Origin of the sequence: Erwinia pyri (assembly GCF_030758455.1) — a bacterium.
GTDB lineage: Bacteria > Pseudomonadota > Gammaproteobacteria > Enterobacterales > Enterobacteriaceae > Erwinia > Erwinia pyri.
This window is the reverse complement of the sequence record NZ_CP132353.1, coordinates 100,791-119,698: the sequence shown is the minus strand read 5'-3', so window position 1 is coordinate 119,698 and position 18,908 is coordinate 100,791. Positions and strand designations below refer to the sequence as shown.

20 protein-coding genes and 2 pseudogenes are annotated in these 18,908 nt (G+C 48.2%); 9 read left to right on the top strand and 13 right to left on the bottom strand.

Annotation, left to right across the window (positions count from 1 at the left end; all coding sequences use genetic code 11):
- Positions 1-90 precede the first annotated feature (90 nt).
- Positions 91-621, bottom strand: coding sequence for a hypothetical protein (locus Q3V30_RS00575; protein ID WP_306209468.1), 531 nt, complete (start codon positions 619-621; stop codon positions 91-93).
- 132 nt (positions 622-753) lie between these two features.
- On the opposite strand from Q3V30_RS00575, the gene Q3V30_RS00570 reads away from it, so the two are divergent.
- Together Q3V30_RS00570 and Q3V30_RS00565 are read left to right on the top strand one after the other, a co-directional pair.
- A complete protein-coding gene (locus Q3V30_RS00570; RefSeq protein ID WP_306209466.1) occupies positions 754-945 on the top strand; it encodes a toxin-antitoxin system HicB family antitoxin in 192 nt (63 codons plus the stop codon).
- A gap of 217 nt (positions 946-1,162) precedes the next feature.
- Positions 1,163-2,152, top strand: a complete 990-nt coding sequence (locus Q3V30_RS00565; protein WP_306209464.1) for a DUF4238 domain-containing protein — start codon at positions 1,163-1,165, stop codon at positions 2,150-2,152.
- Positions 2,153-2,252: 100 nt separating this feature from the next.
- On the opposite strand, the gene Q3V30_RS00560 is transcribed toward Q3V30_RS00565, so the two are convergent.
- Complete coding sequence (locus Q3V30_RS00560; protein WP_306209462.1) at positions 2,253-3,149, bottom strand: PhzF family phenazine biosynthesis protein; 897 nt, start codon at positions 3,147-3,149, stop codon at positions 2,253-2,255.
- A gap of 272 nt (positions 3,150-3,421) precedes the next feature.
- On the opposite strand from Q3V30_RS00560, the gene Q3V30_RS00555 reads away from it, so the two are divergent.
- The 3 genes from Q3V30_RS00555 to Q3V30_RS00545 all read left to right on the top strand — a co-directional run bounded on the left by Q3V30_RS00555 (position 3,422) and on the right by Q3V30_RS00545 (position 6,295).
- Positions 3,422-3,874 (top strand): GNAT family N-acetyltransferase, encoded by a 453-nt coding sequence (locus tag Q3V30_RS00555; RefSeq protein ID WP_306209461.1) that lies wholly within the window; start codon positions 3,422-3,424, stop codon positions 3,872-3,874.
- Positions 3,875-4,343: 469 nt separating this feature from the next.
- Positions 4,344-5,660: a hypothetical protein gene (locus tag Q3V30_RS00550; RefSeq protein WP_306209459.1), complete on the top strand. Its 1,317-nt coding sequence runs from the start codon at positions 4,344-4,346 to the stop codon at positions 5,658-5,660.
- On the top strand, positions 5,657-6,295 hold the full coding sequence (locus Q3V30_RS00545; protein ID WP_306209457.1) for a LysE family transporter: 639 nt from the start codon (positions 5,657-5,659) through the stop codon (positions 6,293-6,295). The genes Q3V30_RS00550 and Q3V30_RS00545 overlap by 4 nt, the downstream gene beginning before the upstream one ends.
- Here the strand turns inward: Q3V30_RS00545 and Q3V30_RS00540 are convergent.
- Positions 6,266-7,045 (bottom strand): AraC family transcriptional regulator, encoded by a 780-nt coding sequence (locus tag Q3V30_RS00540; protein WP_306209455.1) that lies wholly within the window; start codon positions 7,043-7,045, stop codon positions 6,266-6,268. The genes Q3V30_RS00545 and Q3V30_RS00540 overlap by 30 nt on opposite strands.
- 532 nt (positions 7,046-7,577) lie before the next feature.
- Between Q3V30_RS00540 and Q3V30_RS00535 the strand changes: the two genes are divergently transcribed.
- A complete protein-coding gene (locus tag Q3V30_RS00535) occupies positions 7,578-8,615 on the top strand; it encodes a S66 family peptidase (protein WP_306209453.1) in 1,038 nt (345 codons plus the stop codon).
- A gap of 262 nt (positions 8,616-8,877) precedes the next feature.
- On the opposite strand, the gene Q3V30_RS00530 is transcribed toward Q3V30_RS00535, so the two are convergent.
- From Q3V30_RS00530 to Q3V30_RS00520, 3 genes and pseudogenes are all read right to left on the bottom strand, one after another.
- Positions 8,878-9,168, bottom strand: a complete 291-nt coding sequence (locus Q3V30_RS00530; RefSeq protein WP_009089453.1) for a Bor family protein — start codon at positions 9,166-9,168, stop codon at positions 8,878-8,880.
- A 201-nt stretch (positions 9,169-9,369) separates the two neighbouring features.
- A pseudogene (locus tag Q3V30_RS00525) lies at positions 9,370-9,504 on the bottom strand (molecular chaperone DnaJ); the annotation flags it as partial.
- 72 nt (positions 9,505-9,576) lie between these two features.
- Complete coding sequence (locus Q3V30_RS00520) at positions 9,577-10,467, bottom strand: GNAT family protein (protein ID WP_306213278.1); 891 nt, start codon at positions 10,465-10,467, stop codon at positions 9,577-9,579.
- A 251-nt stretch (positions 10,468-10,718) separates the two neighbouring features.
- Between Q3V30_RS00520 and Q3V30_RS00515 the strand changes: the two genes are divergently transcribed.
- A complete protein-coding gene (locus Q3V30_RS00515; protein ID WP_306209442.1) occupies positions 10,719-11,114 on the top strand; it encodes a VOC family protein in 396 nt (131 codons plus the stop codon).
- A 180-nt stretch (positions 11,115-11,294) separates the two neighbouring features.
- Here the strand turns inward: Q3V30_RS00515 and Q3V30_RS00510 are convergent, their stop codons facing one another.
- Positions 11,295-11,696 carry a MerR family transcriptional regulator gene (locus tag Q3V30_RS00510; RefSeq protein ID WP_306209440.1) on the bottom strand — a complete coding sequence of 134 codons (402 nt, stop codon included), beginning with the start codon at positions 11,694-11,696 and terminating at the stop codon, positions 11,295-11,297.
- 71 nt (positions 11,697-11,767) lie between these two features.
- On the opposite strand from Q3V30_RS00510, the pseudogene Q3V30_RS00505 reads away from it, so the two are divergent.
- A pseudogene (locus Q3V30_RS00505) lies at positions 11,768-12,206 on the top strand (DUF2938 family protein).
- 469 nt (positions 12,207-12,675) lie between these two features.
- Here Q3V30_RS00505 and Q3V30_RS00500 read toward each other — a convergent pair.
- The 5 genes from Q3V30_RS00500 to Q3V30_RS00480 form a co-directional block, all read right to left on the bottom strand.
- On the bottom strand, positions 12,676-13,320 hold the full coding sequence (locus Q3V30_RS00500) for a LysE family translocator (protein ID WP_306209438.1): 645 nt from the start codon (positions 13,318-13,320) through the stop codon (positions 12,676-12,678).
- A gap of 787 nt (positions 13,321-14,107) precedes the next feature.
- The gene (locus Q3V30_RS00495) at positions 14,108-14,659 is read right to left on the bottom strand and encodes a LeuD/DmdB family oxidoreductase small subunit (protein WP_306209437.1); all 552 of its coding nucleotides are present in this window, start codon (positions 14,657-14,659) and stop codon (positions 14,108-14,110) included.
- The gene (locus tag Q3V30_RS00490) at positions 14,656-15,954 is read right to left on the bottom strand and encodes a 3-isopropylmalate dehydratase large subunit (protein WP_306209435.1); all 1,299 of its coding nucleotides are present in this window, start codon (positions 15,952-15,954) and stop codon (positions 14,656-14,658) included. The genes Q3V30_RS00495 and Q3V30_RS00490 overlap by 4 nt, the downstream gene beginning before the upstream one ends.
- 138 nt (positions 15,955-16,092) lie before the next feature.
- A complete protein-coding gene (locus Q3V30_RS00485; protein ID WP_306209433.1) occupies positions 16,093-16,407 on the bottom strand; it encodes a hypothetical protein in 315 nt (104 codons plus the stop codon).
- 41 nt (positions 16,408-16,448) lie between these two features.
- Positions 16,449-16,931, bottom strand: a complete 483-nt coding sequence (locus Q3V30_RS00480) for a YbhB/YbcL family Raf kinase inhibitor-like protein (protein WP_306209432.1) — start codon at positions 16,929-16,931, stop codon at positions 16,449-16,451.
- 227 nt (positions 16,932-17,158) lie between these two features.
- On the opposite strand from Q3V30_RS00480, the gene Q3V30_RS00475 reads away from it, so the two are divergent.
- Complete coding sequence (locus Q3V30_RS00475) at positions 17,159-18,061, top strand: LysR family transcriptional regulator (RefSeq protein ID WP_306209430.1); 903 nt, start codon at positions 17,159-17,161, stop codon at positions 18,059-18,061.
- Here Q3V30_RS00475 and Q3V30_RS00470 read toward each other — a convergent pair.
- Positions 18,058-18,660: an L-threonylcarbamoyladenylate synthase gene (locus Q3V30_RS00470; RefSeq protein ID WP_306209428.1), complete on the bottom strand. Its 603-nt coding sequence runs from the start codon at positions 18,658-18,660 to the stop codon at positions 18,058-18,060. The genes Q3V30_RS00475 and Q3V30_RS00470 overlap by 4 nt on opposite strands.
- Positions 18,661-18,908 lie beyond the last annotated feature (248 nt).

Below are 18,908 nucleotides of genomic sequence, written 5' to 3'. Positions count from 1 at the left end.
CATCTCTTTATATGAATTCTTATGTCATTTCCTGGAGATACATGGATTTGCATAAGGCGGATGAAGCAAATTCACCCGCCCTGCTCCCGGTTAATGAACCTCAGCTTTTATACCGCTGCTTATCATGGTTATTCCATCTGCGGTCCGGACAAAGCGCGGTGCTTTTAAATCCTCCGTCAGCACACCGATCAACTCATACAGCAAACCGGCGATCTGCTCTTCCTGCTCTGGCGACTGCTGACGCTGTAACAGCAGCAGGGTTAACGCCGCGCAATATTGCCGCAGGGTTTCAGAGTCTGTAGAAAGCGGGCAGTGATAACCCTCTGCTTCCGCTATCTCTACAGTTAAGCGTTCAATCAGATATGCAGGTAGCGGTGCCTTCAGCACGACCTCTAATACCTTCAGCGCAGCGTACAACCTGCCACAAAGCGCCATGCGGCTGTTGTTATCGCTGGTATCAATGAGCGTATCGACAAGGTTCTGGCAGCAGTCAAGTATCTGGAAGAGATCCATCGTCGTGCCAAGGGGAATTTTCAGAAGCGTGTCGAAAGATGGCTCACATTCTGGCACCGGGCAGATGATTTCATGACAGGTAGTTGTGGTACTATCGGAAACAGCCATTGCGTTAGCTCCTTTAACGTTTTGGTTAAACGCCTCGGTATGTGTTGCATCACTACCGGGGCGTTGCTCAAGAATAAATATCGTCTAAGTGTACGTACGATACGGATATTATATTGAGGAGTGCGCTGCTGTATGTCAACGATCAAGCATGACAAAAACCCCAAGGGAAACGGGCTTTCTCCAACATTTCAGATCCGGATCGCACCTGAGCTGAAAGCGCAGTTTGAAGTTGCAGCGAAAGAGGCGGGTATGAGTCTTGGGAACTGGTTGAAAACGCTTGGACGGAAAGAGTTGGAGCGGTTGAGGGTTGAAGAAAAGAAGTAGATTGTACTGGCTCATGGGTGATTTGAGGCGTTTGATGAATAGCGCAAAAGCTTATTTGATAGTCCGCTCGGTGCCAGAAGTGGACATTAAGTGGTTCTAAAAACTCAGATGCCGCATCCAAGTTTTGACAAACACAGCCTGACAAAAAATCACGTGGTTGACTATATTTTTGTAAACATAGAAGCTTTGAGGATAACCTTTTAGAGAATAGATTCTCATGTCACGAAAAATGCTAGAAGCTAAGAAGAGACACCATCACGTATGGGCGAAGTACCTTACACGCTGGGGTAATAATACGAAAAATGTTTTCTATACAACGAAAACTGGGAAAATTGCCTATGACAGTGTGCGTGCAATAGCCGTTGACGATTTTTTCTACAAAACAACAACATTTACTAACCAACACGTTGCCATAATCAAGGCCTTCTCTCAAAAAAGCCCCCACCACCTCCATACACAACATATGTCCTATTTAAAAGACATTCTTAAAATACAAAGTTGGGAAAATATTTATAGGACTTTCGGTATACAAGATCACGATGCTGAAAAACTCATTCATGCTACAAAGTGCAACCTAATGGAGAATCTCCATTCTTCTCACGAAATGAAGGCACTACCGATATTGGAAGCGCTCGTTAATGAAAATCTTGATATACTTCATGATAAGCAGCACATGATAGAGTTCATGATGTTCTTCGGTCATCAAATCACGCGTACGAAGACATTCAGGGACGCAGTATTTCATGCTCAGCCTCGCCGTAACGATCTTGAAATCAAAGTTGCCGACACGATTGTTCATGCGTGGTGGTTTATGAGCTATATGTTTGGAATGAATATTGGATGGAGTTTATATTCAAGTCGAAATGAAGACGCGCATGCCTTGTTGCTAAACGATACCGCGATACCTTTCATTACATCAGATCATCCAGTCGTCAACGTTCATCCATGTGTCTCAGAGACAGAATTGATCGCACCTGAATATGCTGACCTATACTACCCAATTTCACCACGTATTGCCTATATTATATGTAATTCAAGACGCTTTGCTCCCGGTATAAATCGTATCGATGAATCAGCTGTGGATGAGCTGAATACTAAGATAACCATGCAAGCTATGGTACATATTATCGGAAATACTGAGGAGGTTCTTCTTCCTTATAAAAATTGCTTGGGTCAGAGATATAAAAAGAAGAACCCTTTTTTTTGAAGCTTTGCTTGATTATTTAAAAGGACAAAATTTGAAGTCGATCCATTGCGCCTTTGTGCTAAGTCCGCTCCTCGCTCAAAGCGGACCGTATGAGCGCGTCTCAGGGCAGGTTAAATGCCCCCTCCATTACAATAACGGTTTTTCCGCCCACCCGGACGGACGGTATTTCTGACGTGCCGTCACAGCGTGAATACAATATGCTGGCCCGTCCCATGTCTACGCCCTGGCTTATTCGGAGCGTAAGCACTTTTTCATTGCGAAGCTTTGCCAGCAGGGCCGTAACTGCCGCTGTCGCACTGCCTGTTGCCGGATCTTCGCTCATTCGTGGCGTAAACATGCGGGCATGCAAATCACACTGCTCTTCGGGAGCAGTTTCCAGCGTATAGGCATAAACAGAAACCTCACCGTCGAGAGGTAGAACAGCCCGGAACCCCTGTAAATTAGGGATGCAACGGCGAAGCACATCCCGGGTTGCGAGTTCGACAATAAGAAAAGGCAGGCCAACCGAGGCGACGAGAGGCATATGTATTTCTGTACGAACATCACTGGCTTCCAGGGACAGACATGCAGCAACCTTTTCCGGGCAGACCTCTGAGCGACATGATAATACTTCTGGCACAAGAAGCTCTGCGCCGGTTACAGCCTCATTCTCTTTAATGAGCCTGACCGGCACCAGCCCGGCGGCCTCTTCGAAAAGCAGAGTCTCAGGCAGTGGTCCTCCATTCCGTATGGCCTGGTTTGCCAGTACGAAAGCGATCCCCACATTGGGATGACCGGCAAAAGGAATTTCACGAGACGGTGTAAAAATACGGAGCTGAGCAGTATTTGAGGAATCTTCAGGAGGCAATACAAAGGTCGTTTCGCTGTAGCCAAACTCAACGGCAAGCAACTGCATTTGCTCAGTGGTCAGTCCCTCGGCATCCAGAACGACTGCAACCGGATTACCGCTAAAAGGTTTGTCAGTAAACACATCGGCAATCACATAGCGTCTTTTCATTAGCTCCTCCTGACTGGGTATTCATTAAAAATGAGTAATTATTCAATGCCTCTGTTATTTTTAAAACTCTATATACATTAGCTACAAATGCTTATGCTTTATACAGGGTTAACTTTAAAAAATTTAAGAGGTGATTTTATGCCTTTTTGGGCATTGAAAGAGAAGGATGTGCAGACATGGAAAGTGTTGTGGAACAGTTATCTGGAGTTTTTAGACCAGAAACGTGCTGAGCGCATTTCTAAGGGGCTCGCAACAGATGTGATGGTAATAACATGATCGAGACGATGCGAATTGCAACGATTAGCGATGCCGAGGCCGTTACGAAACTCACAAGAATGGCTTACGCAAAGTGGGTACCCGTGATTGGCCGGGAACCTCTTCCGATGAAGGCAGATCATGCTGCGTTCATCCAGGAGAACAGAGTCGATCTTTTGTTCTGTGGCGCAGATTTGGCCGCGCTCGTGGAAACAATTCAGCGCAAGGACGATATCCTGATTGAAAACGTGGCCGTTGACCCGCGTTTCCAGAAGCGCGGTTACGGAAAAAAGATGATGGCCCATGCAGAGAAACTGGCCGTTCAAGCCGGCTTAGATGTCGTCCGACTCTATACAAACTCGCTGTTTGAGGTGAACCTTCGCCTCTACGCATCATTGGGTTATGAAGTTGAACGTACTGAAGAACGAAACGGCGGCTTAGCAATCCACATGCTTAAGCTCGTGCCCTAGCGGCCATCTTATGCGATCAGATGACCCGCCTGCCTGGAACCGCAGCCTCCAGACTACGCTGCACAACACGGATGTTATGTTCAATCTGGGTGGTTCTGCAGATTACCAGCAAGTATGGTGCATCGCCCGGACGTGAACGGGGGGCATCAGCTTCTCGCTCAAAGCTGCTCTAAGGGCTTTACCTGCGGCAACTGAGTGCCAGAGCGGATATTGCTAACATCGAACAATGTCAATTTATGGGGGGCAGATTAATCCACGCGAGTGTAATGCAGACCTTGTGATTCTATCAAGATGTAGGATTGCGTTGTCCCGCTTAGTTAAGTTCCCCGCCACGGCAATTTGTCCATCCCCTGGAAAGCAAAGTAATCTGTTATAAGTCTGAAATACATCTCGCTTTCAGCAGTACTGCGCAATTCTTTCCAATACCAATAACGCATGCAATGGTTAAGTAAGCGTCTCGTTATTCATAATGGAAGGGAATTTCATGTTTACGACACCGTTCTGGCCTGCTGCTGACTCATATCATATCCACATGATGGATATCCCTCTGCCTGGCTCACTTTCGCCCGCTGCGCTGGACCTTATCCACCAGGCTACACGTCTCGCAGAGGCGGCCAGTCATATTCACCCAGTTGCCACACGAACCGGAAGCACGCTGCTACAGTCTGTTGAAGAAAAACTCAGCATTATTTGTTTCAAGCTTGCACAGGAATTTGACGATCCGGATACCCGCAAAGCGTTGCAGCTGCGCGCAGAAATCCTCTCTGACGCCAGCACAGCAGAAGAACTTCTCCCGCAGATAGCAGGACTTGATGAACAGGAGCTGGTGCAGGGAATAGGTCACATGTCGACGTGGGTGGGCAAGTCCCGCACGCAACATTATTCCGCCTGGTTTGGGTTACCCAGTCGCGGGTTGCAGGAAGTTTCGGATGTGATGGATAACCTTTTTCCTGACAACCTCTGCTGGTTGCAAAACCATATCGACCAGCGGCTGGTTGCTCTCCCCGGATGCCGCTACAAAATTGTCGACTTGTTTGCCATTGCCGGAGAAGCTAACAGCTACCCGAAACATTTCGCTTATTTTTTTCCCGAAGATGAAGGCGTGAAATATGCACCTCAGAAGCGCACCATCGTGTTTGCGAATACCTATCTGAATCTTTTTGAACGGTTCGCCCGCACCCAAGCTTCCCTGCTTGGCTGGCACCATGACGCTATCCCGGAAAGCGCTGTCTGCGCCCGGCACCTTATTGCATGGTTTCGCGGTCATGACCTGGGGCATTCCGTTATCCTTGAAAAGATGATGTTTGGCAAACTGAGTAAACAGGACCGATGGGGATCAATGGTTGTGCAGGAAGCACTGGCCGATGTGTTTGGGCTGCTGATGTGCCTGACAGAACCATCAAGACAGGCCCTGCAACTGAATGAGACGTTGCAGTTAAAAGTGTTCCTGCTTGAAATGCTGCGATATCTGCGCCGTGGCCCATGCGATTATCCTGATGCAGGGGCGGCCTATATACAACTCAAGTGGTTGACCGAACACCAGTGCCTGAAATGGAGTGGAACTCATTATGTGGTGGAACTCAGTGCGGTAAAGCCTGCTCTGACTAAACTAGCAACGGCAATGACCCGCTCTGTATTGCAGGGTGATACAGACGCAGCCATAGCGTTTCTGCAATGCTATTCACCACATTATCAGCGCGAAGAGGCTGAGCTGCTGCTAAACCGGCTTGGTAAAACTGTCGACATGATCGAGTACGACCAGAAAATCAAAGGCTTTACGCTATGATCGAGTTTTCAAACGGTTTCTTACTGAGCCTTTCGCTGTGTCTTGATATCGGGATTGCCAATATCGCCATGATTACCCTTGCCATGCAACGTGGATATTTCCATGGTTTCTGGCTGGGGATTGGGACCTGCGTGGGTGACCTTGCGTATGCATTACTGGCGCTGGCGGGAATGGCCGTACTGCTTCAGTATGAAGCCGTACGCTTGGGGCTGTGGATTGGCGGTGGCGCAATGCTGTTATGGTTCGCCAGTAAAATGCTGGTGGCCGCTTTCCGGAGGGCTGCAGAACTTAACGTCAGCGAAACCCACGAGTATCGCCCGCTTTTGCGTGAATTTGGGCGGGGCGTGGTGCTTGCTATGTCCTCTCCCACGGCTATTCTGTGGTTTGCGACAGTGGGAGGTGCGCTGATATCCCGAATGGGTCAGCACAGCGTTACGGCAACGTCCTGGTTTCTGAGTGGCTTCTTCATTGCGGGAATGTTCTGGACCTGTGTACTGTGCCTGGTGGGAAGTTTTGGGGGCAAACTGCTTGGTCACCGTCTGCTTAAATATTCCTACATAGCCTCAGCCCTCATATTCAGCTACTTTGCGCTTTACGTGATCGTATCAGGGTACCGGGAGTTTATGGTGACCTGATCTGACCTGCGAAGCATAGTGATGGGGTGTTGTTCCCATCACTTTGCGAAACGCGTTGATGAAATGACTCTGATCGTAAAACCCCAGCAGCATCGCCGCGTCGAGCGGATGCACGTTTCTGCGAAGCAAGTCACGGGCATGGTGCAGGCGAAGCTGCATGTGATACTGCAGAGGCGGCATCCCCGTATGCCGGGTAAAGAATCGAACAAGATGATATTTGCTCATCCCCGCCATCTGCGCGAGCACCTCCAGCTGCGGTTTTACGCTGAGGTGATCCCGGAGGTACTCAATGACTACGTTGATTCTCTGTTCATCATCTCTCTGAAGCACAGCGGACGTCTCAAGCAGCTCACCACAGAGTAAAATCAGTTCCTGCTCCTCATTCATGCCCTGCTCTAGCCGGGCTGATGTTGCAAAACGGTACAGCGCGTCAAACAGGCGCGCATTATTTATTATGCCTTCACGCAGTACCGGCGCTTCGCGATCGCTGCGGATATTATCCTCATCTGCAAGCATCTTCATCACTGACTGGGGCATGTGTACGCTGATGAATTCCACAGACTGAGTGTCAAAGCGTGACGCCTGAATGGTACCCGGATTATATATGGTAACCTGACCACTTTTAACATATGCGGTTTTCCCTGCCAGCCAGATTTCCTCAACCCCCGTCAGGTTTGCGCTGATGACATATTCATCGTGAAGATGTTTCGGAAAGCCAGAATTAAGAGCTTTGACCCTGGAACACTCCATGCCATTCCGGCTAAACCACTCTGTAGACTGTAGTGACAACGTATCTGACCCAGTGCAGGAATAGTTAATAATTATTGATGTTTTATAGAACCATTTGCTGACCGTTTTTTCAACTACTGGTTTGAGTGCTCCAGCTTATGAATAACAAACTGGCCGCATTTTTCCATTAAATGAACATGGCTCTGCCCGGCAGACTGCGCCGTTTCGACGTCAAAATCATAACGACAAGTGATCCACGCGCCTGCTCACTAAAACCTATCCCGCAAACTAAACAAGACATTTATTCGGCAAATGCCAGCTGCGCTTCTCCATCAAGGCGAAAGCGACCCCCTTTAGATTGTGGTTTCGTGCCAGTGCCCGGCTAAAAACTAATGGAGGACGGAAAAAGCCAGATACTAACGTCCGCTCTGCGCCAGAAACGGACCTTACTAAGGTTCATGGAAAGAATAAGCGGAGTGCACGCCTGCTGATTTTACATCCAGGCTTTATTTATGGATTATGGATTTCCACATGTTCTGAAAAGGATTTATACATGAGTGTCCTCTTTCCACCCAGGCTGGTTCCGGGAGATGTTATTGGTGTAACAGCTCCATCTTCTGGCGTACCTCAGCACCTGCACCCCAGGTTGGAACTCGCCATCAAAAACCTAAAGAAAAAAGGTTTCCAAGTCCGCGAAGGAAGTTGCTTACGCTCGCAGCACAAAAATAAAAGTTCCAGTAAGCTTTCTCGCGCTGAAGAATTAATGTCTTATCTTACTGACCCAGAAATAAAAGCTGTTATGCCACCGTGGGGCGGTGACCTAGCTATGGAATTGCTTGAGTTGATTGATTTTAAGCTGTTAGCTCGGTCTAAACCAAAATGGTTTGTAGGTTTTTCAGATCTTAGTACACTTCATTTTCCACTGACTACGATTTCGGGCTGGGCTACTCTGCATGGACCAAACCTAATGGATCTTGGTGCTCAAAAGTTAGATGCCACCACTCAGGCTGTATGGGAGATTCTGGAATCGAATCGGGGAACTGTAATCAAACAGTACTCTTCAACAGTATTCCAAGTTGATGAAAATCAATGGGGAACAGCGGCAGACGAAGGTTTCAATCTGACCCAAAAAACACAGTGGAAACGCCTTGATGGTGTTATATCTTCTCTCAGCTTTAGTGGAAAACTGATTGGCGGCTGCCTCGAAATAATATCGAGATTAGGAGGTACACCATTCGGGAACTTACCTTTGTACAAGGCGAAAAATAGCGATCAAGGAATAATCCTCTATTTTGAAAACGTGGAAATGGCTCCCTGTGAATTAACACGCGCATTATTTAGCTTACGATTACAGGGTTGGTTTGATAGCTTAAATGGTGTTCTTATAGGCAGAAGTGCTGCACCCGATATAAGCGACCCGACTAAACATAATTATCTGGATGCCCTTAAAGCCGCTTTTGAGAATGTTGCCGTACCCGTACTGTATGATGTGGATATTGGACACATACCTCCTCAAATTTCACTGGTAAATGGAGCCAATGCGACGGTATTTTTCGCAGAAAATGGTAGTTCCGTAACCCAGCAGCTGTAGACAAGTCAGTATTAAGAATAAAGGTGGGCATTGCCGTTCTTTTGCACTCAATGTCCGCTTTTCGTTCAAAGCGGACTGACATGCCTCAACAGCTTACCACTGCTTTTACCAGGCTGGACCACGTTGCCTGAACTCGTTTCGGATATCGTCGTCAGCAGGCAAGCCGCGCAGCGGTGCGACAGCAGAATTTAATAGTTACAATATACTAATGCGATTTAATAACAGGCGCAGGATTAGGCCGGCGAACCGGCCTGAGGCATTATCAGATGGCGCAATAAACGCGCGCTTCACGTGGCGTGTAGATACCAAACGTCACCACGCTCAGTAAGCCATTAACAAACGTCTGCTGCACTTCAACCCGACTAACTTTTTCCTGGCCGCCGCACACCTGCGCCGCATCAATGCTCTTACGCTGACCGATACCTGAAACAAAGAACGGCTGGCTGGTGGTTTTCGTCGCCGCGCCAACTTGATTCTGTTTCATTACGAAAGTCTGCTGCGCACAGCCGGTTAAACTCAGAGCCAACAACGCCGCAACACAAAGCTTGTTCATAACTATCCTTATCGCCTGAAATGAAAAAATAAATGCTGAGTGAAATCATCACTCAGCCAGCAATCAGGTTATCGACAACGAAAGCGGAAACATGAGAAAGATTTTTAAGTACGCCTAACGGATACGTTTTGCTGAATAGTACAGCAATAAAAAAAGCCCCTGCACAGCAAGGGCTTTTTATGTTTACCGCAGCGTTTCCGCTTAGCGAGTCAAATCGTCGAAGAACTTTTTGACGCCATCGAAAAAGCTTTTTGAATGCGGACTGTTCTTCTCGCCCGCCGCACCACCAAAGCTCTATTCCATCTGACGCAGCAGCGACTTATGCTTCTCGCTCATAGCGGACCCTGGCCTGCCGTCAGTCCGCTTTGTGCCAGGAGCGGACATTGGCGCTTTATGACGATGTGCCGCTCAATCAAAAATTACAGGCAAAAACTCGTATCTGAGAACACAGGTACGTCCCGCTTTTTCAGCTGTTCTTATAGACGGAAAATTTTCCGGAAGAATGGTTCCTGTAATCAAGCAAGCTTTCTGGCTAAAGTAGTAAAGATGGTTACGCAGTAAACGCTGTGCCCGTGAAGCCAGAGAGCGTCCGTGAAACGCGGGAAGGATGACTTCTTCTGAAATGCGGCAACCCTTTAAAAAAGCCACTTCCCCTTGCTCACAAATGATTAGTCCGACCCTATCGCCTTGCTCGTGAACAATATACACATGGCCTTTAAGAATATGGTTGCCGAGGTCTTCATTATCTACAGAGTACAGGCTGCCTGATAAGGCAGGAATTGTAGACCATGAATGCTGGTAGGCCTCCAGCAGCCCCAGTCGGCACCATTCAAAATCGGCGCTTGCGGCGGGCTTTAGGGTAAGGGCATCGTCATAATATTTTGGCTCATTAGCCAGGCAGGATGCATATATAAGCTGATCAGTCACACCCTGTACGGTATTGTTACCAGGCGTAAGCTGGCGAATGTGTTGTGGTTTTAATTCCGCCCATTCCCGGCTGACAGCTTTGAGCACAGAATCATCGATACCAGCGCTCGAAGCTACTATATCAATAAAAGGGCGGTTAATATCGCCTCCTCTATAACGCGGACCTGTCAAAAAATATTGACCATCAATACAGAGTTTTCGCTGTAAAAAATAGGATTGGGGCAAACCCGTTTCTTTCCACGGAAACCTTGCTGCAAAAGCATCGTCTGCGCATCTTTCCTCCTGCTCATAAATCCATTTTTCAAGCCAGTTATGAAGGGTTTTATGCGGCAAAGGTAGCTCTGCATATTGGGAAAGCATAAATCTGAGCATAATTTCCATCTGACATCGCTCCCGGTTGCAGATCAAGCTCATTGATTGTCGTGCTTTTTAATCTTACAGCAAGCCGTATTTTAAGCTGTACTGTCCGCTTCTCGCTCATGGCGGACCGTCCGTTCGCATCGGGCTGCTGTGTGCCAACAGCGGACGTTGTTTACTTTTGATTCATCAATGCGGCGAGTGGCTTTAGATTGTGTTAAAAAGTTGTTTCAAGCGAGCTGTGTTTAAAACCTAATGGAACAAAAATGAGAACGCAAAAGCGATGCATGGGTTATGTGGCCATCGTTGTCGACGACTATGACCGCGCAATTGAGTATTACACCCACAAGCTGGGTTTTACGTTGGTTGAAGACACGCCACAACCGGGTAAGCGCTGGGTCGTTGTGACACCCAATCCGGAAAGCGACTGTAATCTTCTTCTGGCTCGTGCTTCAAATGACAGACAGGAGAGTTTTATTGGTAACCAGTGCGGAGGAAGGGTATTCCTGTTCCTGCAGACTGACGACTTTTGGCGCGACTATAACGCTATGAAGGAAAAGGGTGTTCACTTCTGCCAGGAGCCGCGAGAGGAAGAATACGGGTTGGTCGTTGTGTTTGAAGACATCTACGGCAACCGTTGGGATCTCTATCAGAACAGGTAAAACAAAAGCTCTGAGGGTCAGGTTAACTATACATAATCGGCCCAACACAATGTCCGCTTCTGGCTCTTAGCAAACCTCACTCCCGCGTCAGTCTGCTGTGTGCCAGAGGCGGACATGAGCGAAATCGCAATATACCAAATAACAGACAGCAGGTCGTAAGGGGTAATGGCTGGATAAGGCTTACTTTATAAGACGAAGTCCCCGATCGATAATTTTTTGAAATTCATCACAGTTGGTATGTTCCTGTTCCTTGCAACGGGCAGCGTGTTTAAGCCCCTGACTGAACAGCTGCAGCCTGCGAACAGTATCGTCAATCTCTTGAGAGCGTTTATATAGCAGCTTACGGTCCAGAGCTATCCGCCCCTCAGTATTTAACATTGCTGCCATTTCATCCAGAGAAAAACCTGCAGCCTGACCAATCGCAATAAGCCGCAGCTTATTCAGTACATTTTCATGATATTGCCTTCTCAGGCCATTGCGTCCTACTGGCCTGATTAAACCTTTCTTTTCATAAAATCTCAGTGCTGAAGGCTGAACACCTGAAAGGTCAGCTATCTCTCTTATATCCAGTTCTTTACCCATTGACTTGAACCTTACTTTAAGTTGCACACTGATTATAAGCCCTGACATTCGCTCAAAAAAGGACGTATAGATTGGATAAAATTTCGATTCTCCAGACAGTTATAACAGGCATTAGTGCAACATTTACTATGGATTTATGGTCCCTGTTTCAGAAGCATATACTGAATATTCAGCCGCTGAATTATGCACTGGTTGGTCGCTGGTTATTATGGTTACCCCGGGGAAAGTTCTGCCATCACACTATCATCACTACAATCATGATGCGTGGCGAGAGGTTTACTGGTTGGGCGTTTCATTATCTGACCGGGATACTTTTTGCCTTCATACCGTTTGAATGGGGTGGCATGGCTCAGGGAACCTTCGTTCCTGACGGCTTTGCTGACAGGCCTGTTAACTTTATCTGCCCCTGTGCTGATTATGCAACCCGCATTTGGTTTTGGCGTAGCTGCTTCACGCACACCGCACCCCTGGCTGACACGCCTGTTAAGTGTTCTCACACACCTGTCATAGGGTGTTGGGCTTTATATCGCTGCTTTAGGGATTGTTTCACTCTGCAAACCTTAAGGGAAAGGTCTTTCTGACATTATGTAGGTAGACCTCAGCCTTAATCGTAGATTATCTATGTCCGCTTATCGCTCAAAGCGACCGCGTATTTGTATGGACAGTGAAAGCGCCGGCACCAGCCGACTACACCAGTTGGCCTGGTTGTTACCATCAGGCCCCAGCAGAGGCCCGAAACGCGTCCGCGTGATCCAGAGAAGCCTATTGGCTTTCGCTGGTTAGCGTAGCAGGCCGCGACGCGGCCTGTCCGGAAGGCGGAGAGGCCAGCAGGGTTGGGCCATTATTATATTACTTATGCTGTCGAATAGTTGTTCCACTTGCTTTTAGAATATAAAAAATCCTGCTTTTCCATGTTGAATACTTTGCTTTTAACCAATGGAATTACAACTATTTCTTACAATCCCGCAATGTATGCCAATCATCGGCGAGTTAGGGCTAACCTTATTCCCAACGCAATGAATGCGGCTCCAACAATTCGATCCAGTAAATTCTGTAATTTCCGATTTGCTGAAACAGCGCCTGCTGCGCTGCCAGCCAATATGGCGAATGTGACATCGGTTAAAAATGCTATGAGGGCATAAGTCAGCCCCAGCAGCAAAAATGATGCCGCATGTTGCTCGCCTTCAGGCGTTACAAACTGTGGGAAAAAAGAAATAAAGAAAAGGAGCACCTTGGGATTGGTTAACGTAGTAATGAAACCCTTAGACAGAAGACCGTAAGCGCTTACCTTCTTAACGCTCTGAGATTCAATGTCTTTCTGGTCCTGTTTTCTTATGAATGTGTCTAAGAACATTTTCCCGCCTAGATACATAAGGTATGCCGCGCCAATGTACTTGATAACCATAAACATCACCGGAGAAGCGGTAATCAGAGCAGTCAGCCCTAAAGTGCTTGCAATAGCATGGGTACAACTCCCAAGGGCTACGCCAGAGGCTGACACAATACCGGCGCGGCGGCCGTTAGCCACGCTCTGCCCGATTACATAGGCCATATCAGGTCCGGGAGTAACAGAAAGCAGAAAAACGGATAAGGCGAAGAATCCAAAATTAGTGATGTCCAGCACGGTAACCTCAAATGAACTTGAAATTGTTTAAATGAATTTAACGGGATAATGCTCTGTTTTCCAGCCAAAAGTGTTTAGCGGCCGCCTCAGGCATAGCCATGCCGTGCACTACGTATAGAAATTTGACAGACCATTGCCAAATAGTCTTTAGAATACTTTTTCAAGGCTAACGTCCATTCTTCGCTCTAAGCGGACATGCAATCATCCGGGGCTACCAAGTGCCAGCAGCGGAGATTAGCGTTATCACCATCGATTATCAGAAGGCAGCAAAGAATGCCTTTTCGAAACCCTGATTTGATGGGAAATGACGTTTTCTCTCGTCAGGTAGTTTTGTCGGCACTACTGCGGTACCTGGCATTCCTGTGAGTGCATTGAGGTTATCGTTGTTGCAGGATCTTTGCTCGTTATGTCGGAGGATAGCTGACATTATTTAGTTTATCGCTACTTACTGGCTTTCCTGACGACAGGAAAAGCAAATGGCAGGTGCAGAAAGACCTGCCATTAAATCGGCATAGTTTAATTAATTTAAGTACCCTGTACAGCTAACCGTGAATGGCTACCAAAAGTGTTTAATTTTAAACCTCGGTAACAAAGCCCGGCACAATAACAGTGAAGTATTCCGAATAATTCTTCATCGCGTCTTCGTTACGGAAATTATAAGTGCTTTCATTTTTAATCTTAGCGCAGATGCCCATAAATTTTGCTTGGCTTTAAATCCAGCAATAAGAAAATTCAACTCGCGACTATTGATATAAAATAGCCATCGATTGATGGCTAAAGATTATTATTATTTAATACGGCCGGTTGCACGAGCATAGGAAAATAGTCCGCCTGCAGCGACAATATTGGCCAGTTCTCCCACCGGTTCGCTGGCGACTCTGCGGTCATTCTTCAACACGGTGATGGTTTGCTGTTCAATATCAATCGCGATTTCATCGCCTGTTTGCAATTCATCGCATAAACGTTCTGCGGTGGCGACCGGCAATACCTGTCCGGTGGACACGCAGTTGCGGAAAAAGATACGTGCATAGGACTGGGCCAGTACCGCTTTTACACCGGAAGCGCCTAATGCCACGACGGCGTGCTCGCGCGAGGAACCACAGCCGAAATTCTTACCGGCAACAATAATTGGATACTTCGATTTCCCACTCTGCTCGTCAATGAAGGGTAAGGCATCCTCGGGCAATCCGCACATCGCCAGCGTCGCCAATTGTGCATAACCTTCCGATGTAGAAGGATTGACCTTAAGGTATTCGGCGGTCAGGATCTGATCGGTATCGATGTTATCCTGCAACACATAAACAACGCCGCTGATGGTGCCTGTGGTTGATGCACTCATAAGTAAATCTCCGGGTGAGTGATATAGCCATTTACGGCGGCGGCAGCCACGGAATAAGGTGAGCCCAGATAGATGCTGGCCCGTTTGTGCCCCATACGACCGATAAAATTACGGTTTGTGGTGGAAATCACCGAAATCGGATCGTTAATGCGGCCAAAGGTGTCCGCCGGTCCGCCGCAGCAGGCGGCACAGCCCGCTTCTGCTGACAACTTGACCCCGGCATCGCTAAGGATTTGGTAGACCGAAACGCCGTCAATTTGCGTGGTGATAATATTGTGAAACACCTCTTTGGTGGCCGGGACGGCATAGGTCGGAATCTTTACCTTATTGCCTTTGATCACCCTTGCCGCCGCAATAAAATCTTCCAGCTTGCCGCCCGTGCAGGAGCCAATATAAGCCTGAGAAATCGCCACGTTGGTCACCCGCTCGATGGCGACGACATTATCAGGCGAATGCGGACGGGCAATTCTCGGCTGCATCCTGGTGACGTCAATGTTCACTACCCGGCTGTAGACAGCATCTTCATCCGGCCTGACCACGGTAAAAGGCACATCCGTACGCTTTGCCAGATAGTCCAGCGTGGCCTGATTCGGCACCATGATTCCATTCTTGGCGCCACACTCGACCACCATATTGCAGAGTGTCATCCGCTCTTCGACAGAGAGTTCATCAGTGGCGTTACCGCCAAACTCAATAGTTTCATAGGTGGCACCGTCCACCGTTAACTCGGCCAGCAGCGCCAGGATCATATCTTTAGCCAACAGGCTGGCAGGACGAACACCGGTGAAGTTCACCCGGATGCTGGAAGGCACTTTCAGCGGAATTTCACCGGTACCGAGCGCATAAGCGGCATCCGTGATCCCCAGACCAATGGCGAACGCGCCGAACGCGCCGGAGGTGACAGTATGTGAGTCCGTGCCGAGTAATACTTCGCCCGGACGTGCATGGCCGCCTTCGGCCAGGCCAATATGGCAGACGCCTTTATATTCCGGCGTGCCAACATCATAGAAGTAGTGAATATTCTGCTCGGCGGCGAACTCACGCATCACGCGAATATTCTGATTGGCCTGCGGGTCGGCAGAATAGACAAAATGATCCGGGATCATAATAAAACGGCGTGGGTCCCATACGCGGGCATCGGCACCAAACTCTTTTTTAAATACGCTGGCAACGCCGGGAGTGCAGGGATCGTGTGACATCAGAATATCCACTTTTGCCCAAACCACTTCACCCGGCGTCACACTTTCACGTCCACAGGCGCGTGCGAGAATTTTTTGTGTAATGGTTTGTCCCATCTCTCTGGCCTCTTAATAATCACTAAAATCAGGGTTAAAGATTACCATGGGCAGATACGTTCCCGACGCCGGACCGCGTTTAATCCCGTCTGGCGGCTTATTGTTCCAGAATGACAACAGTGGGCTTTCTGGCGCGTGTTAATTCAATCGGGACAGGGCATCAAAGGTGATCCCCTTCGGCTGGCCTTCCTTCTGCGCGTACCCGTTTCCGCCGCCGTCCTGACCTGCCGTGAAGGCATCAATGGCGACCAGCAGCTGGGATTTGGTCACCCCGGCACCGGGATATTGTCCCGGTCGCCAGGCCAGCGTACCTGGGATCGGGGAGGCAATTTGCGTGACGCTGGCATTAATAAACGCCTCTTTACTGGTCACTTTTCGGGTAAATAACCAAAGTAAAGCCAGTAACAACACCGCGATTAACAGATATTTTCCGGCTTTACGGTAATCACCCATAGCCCGGTGAGTAAAAAACGTTTCACAATAGTTTTACCTGATTAGCGCTGATAAAAACCCGTTAAAGAAGCACTTGCCAGACTATTGGCGTGAATCAAAAAACGCGCCACGGCATTAGGTGTGTGCTGATCAATGCCTAATTTATCCACACCCAGTGCATGAACAGTGAAAATATAGGGGTGGGCGTTATCTCCTTCTGGCGGGCAAGCCCCACCGTAACCCGGCAGGCCAAAGTCATTATGACTTTGCGTAAATGAGTACGGGTTTTCTTCTGCCGTATTTCCGCTATTTTCGGCCAGTGATTTAACTTCGGTGGGAATATCAAATGCCACCCAGTGCCAGAAACCACTGCCGGTTGGCGCATCGGGGTCGTAAGCCGTAACGGCAAAACTTTGAGTACCTGCCGGAATGTTTTCCCAGCTCAGCTGGGGAGAGATATTATCTCCGCTGCCGCCAAAGCCATTAAATTCTTGTTTCTTGCTCAATGTCTCTTGATCTTTAAAGTCGCTGGAAATTATTTTCATACTTTCACCTCTGGTTGGGGAAATACATCCTAACCAGTGGGATTTTATCTTCCTAGCCCATCGGGCAAGTGTTCAGCATTATTTCAGTAATGAAACAATCAGAAGCTATCAGCTTACGATGAAAAGACAGTGAAAAACTCTGTTTACTTCTGCAAAAACGCACAGATAGCAGAGGAATTTTGTGCTAATGTACCTGCACAATCTGATGACAATAATCAATTTTTCTGATGAATAATGTCGAAAATCTGGTTTCTATGGCTGCCTTCGCCCGCGTCGTAGAGACATTAAGTTTTACTGAAGCCGCCCGCCTGCTTCAATTATCTAAGTCATCCGTCAGCCGTGAAATCGCTCAGCTGGAAGTACGCCTGGGCGCGCAATTGCTTAACCGCACAACGCGGAGCATTGAAGTGACTGAATTAGGGATGAGTTATTATCAATATTGCTATCGCATACTTAATGAGCTGAACAGCGCCGAACGGTTTATTCGAAACTTTCATGAAGAGCCTATTGGTAACCTGCATATCATTGCCCCGTTCACCTTTGGCTATCAGTGTGTGGTTCCGGCGTTGAATCACTTTATTTCCGGCAATATTCATGTCAGTGCCGACCTGGATTTAACCGACCGTCCGTTAAACATTACTGAAGATCAGTATGATATTGGTATTATTATCAGTCGTCAGCCGCCTGACCATCCATTTATTAAGCTATTAACTGATATCAGCTGGGGATTATATGCCACTCCGGAATATATCAGCCAGTATGATGCAATTGAAAACCCCGAGGATCTGCCGCGCTACGACTATATTTTATTCCGGGGTTCGGCCCATACAATTTCGCTTCCTTTCCGCAAAGAAAAACAAAAAATCGATATTGAGGTAAGAAGCCGTTTTCGCGCCAATAATAGCATGGCGTTGATGAGCTGCGCGCTGGCGGGCACCGGGATTGTTTATCTCCCTGATTATATGGCGCGCGAGCCGGTCGGCAGCGGCAAACTGGTACGCCTGCTGCCCGGCTGGCGCATGGATACGTATCAGGCATGGATGGTTTTCAAGTCAGAAAAAACGCTCTCTTCGCGGGTGCGACATTTTGCTAACGATTTACAGGCCGGCCTGCTACGCGAACTGGCTTAAGCCATCGACATTTCAGGTTCGATAATCACATCGCCACGGCGTAAAAGCTCGACGCGATTGTCCAGCAGGCTGACAAAGGTCGTTGCGTGGGAACACTGGTTGCGATTATTGGACGGGATTACCATATCCACCAGTGCGCCAAAATTGTCACGCGCGGCCGTCATGCTGACCAGCCCGTCAGAGGCAGTCGTTACACTGGCGGGAAGCACCATCAGGGGATGTCCCAGCGCGTCGATGGTCGCATTCAACAAGCTATTGTGATTGCACAGCACAGCCACAGACGACCCCGACATTAGCGGGTTCTCGGGCACTCGGTCGGACTTCGGTAGCAGGAATTTTAACGGACCAGGCCAGTAGCGCTGTGCGAAAAAGTGTAGCTGTTCGCGCTGCCAGCCATTCAGCGTCACCCACGGCAGCAGGTTATTGATGCCGGTCACGCACAGGGTAGCCTGCTCCGTCTTCTGCGCCTTCATCTCACTTAAACGCTGCGCAGCTGAAGCGCTGAAGGGACTGGCGGCCAGCGCATAATGGGTATCGGTGGGCACGAGGATCACACCATCCCGCTTCAGACAATCTACAGCTAAATCAATAAAAGACATGGGTCGGATTTCCTGTTCCCTGACAATTGCTGGTGGGAGCTATAGGCGGAATGTCAGTAAACCGCCGGTCAATTCCTTTACACACTATCCTGCAGGATATTCAGCACAGGAACAATAGAGATAACAAATGTGGGGGTATTGTTCGCGTGCTGCAACAGCGCGTCGCAAGTAGGCTGTGTAGCCAGGATGTAAGTATCCCTGTATGGAGTTTATCTGTGGCTGCAAGAAGATGATCATGGATGTAATCT

Coding starts and splice junctions, on each gene's coding strand:
- Q3V30_RS00555 (WP_306209461.1), top strand. CDS start 3,422: ATGATCGAGACGATGCGAATTGCAACGATTAGCGATGCCGAGGCCGTT.
- Q3V30_RS00535 (WP_306209453.1), top strand. CDS start 7,578: ATGAGTGTCCTCTTTCCACCCAGGCTGGTTCCGGGAGATGTTATTGGT.
- Q3V30_RS00510 (WP_306209440.1), bottom strand. CDS start 11,696: ATGGGTAAAGAACTGGATATAAGAGAGATAGCTGACCTTTCAGGTGTT.
- Q3V30_RS00470 (WP_306209428.1), bottom strand. CDS start 18,660: ATGTCTTTTATTGATTTAGCTGTAGATTGTCTGAAGCGGGATGGTGTG.
- Q3V30_RS00560 (WP_306209462.1), bottom strand. CDS start 3,149: ATGAAAAGACGCTATGTGATTGCCGATGTGTTTACTGACAAACCTTTT.
- Q3V30_RS00520 (WP_306213278.1), bottom strand. CDS start 10,467: ATGCTCAGATTTATGCTTTCCCAATATGCAGAGCTACCTTTGCCGCAT.
- Q3V30_RS00485 (WP_306209433.1), bottom strand. CDS start 16,407: ATGGGTGATTACCGTAAAGCCGGAAAATATCTGTTAATCGCGGTGTTG.
- Q3V30_RS00490 (WP_306209435.1), bottom strand. CDS start 15,954: ATGGGACAAACCATTACACAAAAAATTCTCGCACGCGCCTGTGGACGT.
- Q3V30_RS00475 (WP_306209430.1), top strand. CDS start 17,159: ATGAATAATGTCGAAAATCTGGTTTCTATGGCTGCCTTCGCCCGCGTC.
- Q3V30_RS00530 (WP_009089453.1), bottom strand. CDS start 9,168: ATGAACAAGCTTTGTGTTGCGGCGTTGTTGGCTCTGAGTTTAACCGGC.
- Q3V30_RS00515 (WP_306209442.1), top strand. CDS start 10,719: ATGAGAACGCAAAAGCGATGCATGGGTTATGTGGCCATCGTTGTCGAC.
- Q3V30_RS00540 (WP_306209455.1), bottom strand. CDS start 7,045: ATGGAGTGTTCCAGGGTCAAAGCTCTTAATTCTGGCTTTCCGAAACAT.
- Q3V30_RS00575 (WP_306209468.1), bottom strand. CDS start 621: ATGGCTGTTTCCGATAGTACCACAACTACCTGTCATGAAATCATCTGC.
- Q3V30_RS00570 (WP_306209466.1), top strand. CDS start 754: ATGTCAACGATCAAGCATGACAAAAACCCCAAGGGAAACGGGCTTTCT.
- Q3V30_RS00565 (WP_306209464.1), top strand. CDS start 1,163: ATGTCACGAAAAATGCTAGAAGCTAAGAAGAGACACCATCACGTATGG.
- Q3V30_RS00545 (WP_306209457.1), top strand. CDS start 5,657: ATGATCGAGTTTTCAAACGGTTTCTTACTGAGCCTTTCGCTGTGTCTT.
- Q3V30_RS00480 (WP_306209432.1), bottom strand. CDS start 16,931: ATGAAAATAATTTCCAGCGACTTTAAAGATCAAGAGACATTGAGCAAG.
- Q3V30_RS00495 (WP_306209437.1), bottom strand. CDS start 14,659: ATGAGTGCATCAACCACAGGCACCATCAGCGGCGTTGTTTATGTGTTG.
- Q3V30_RS00550 (WP_306209459.1), top strand. CDS start 4,344: ATGGAAGGGAATTTCATGTTTACGACACCGTTCTGGCCTGCTGCTGAC.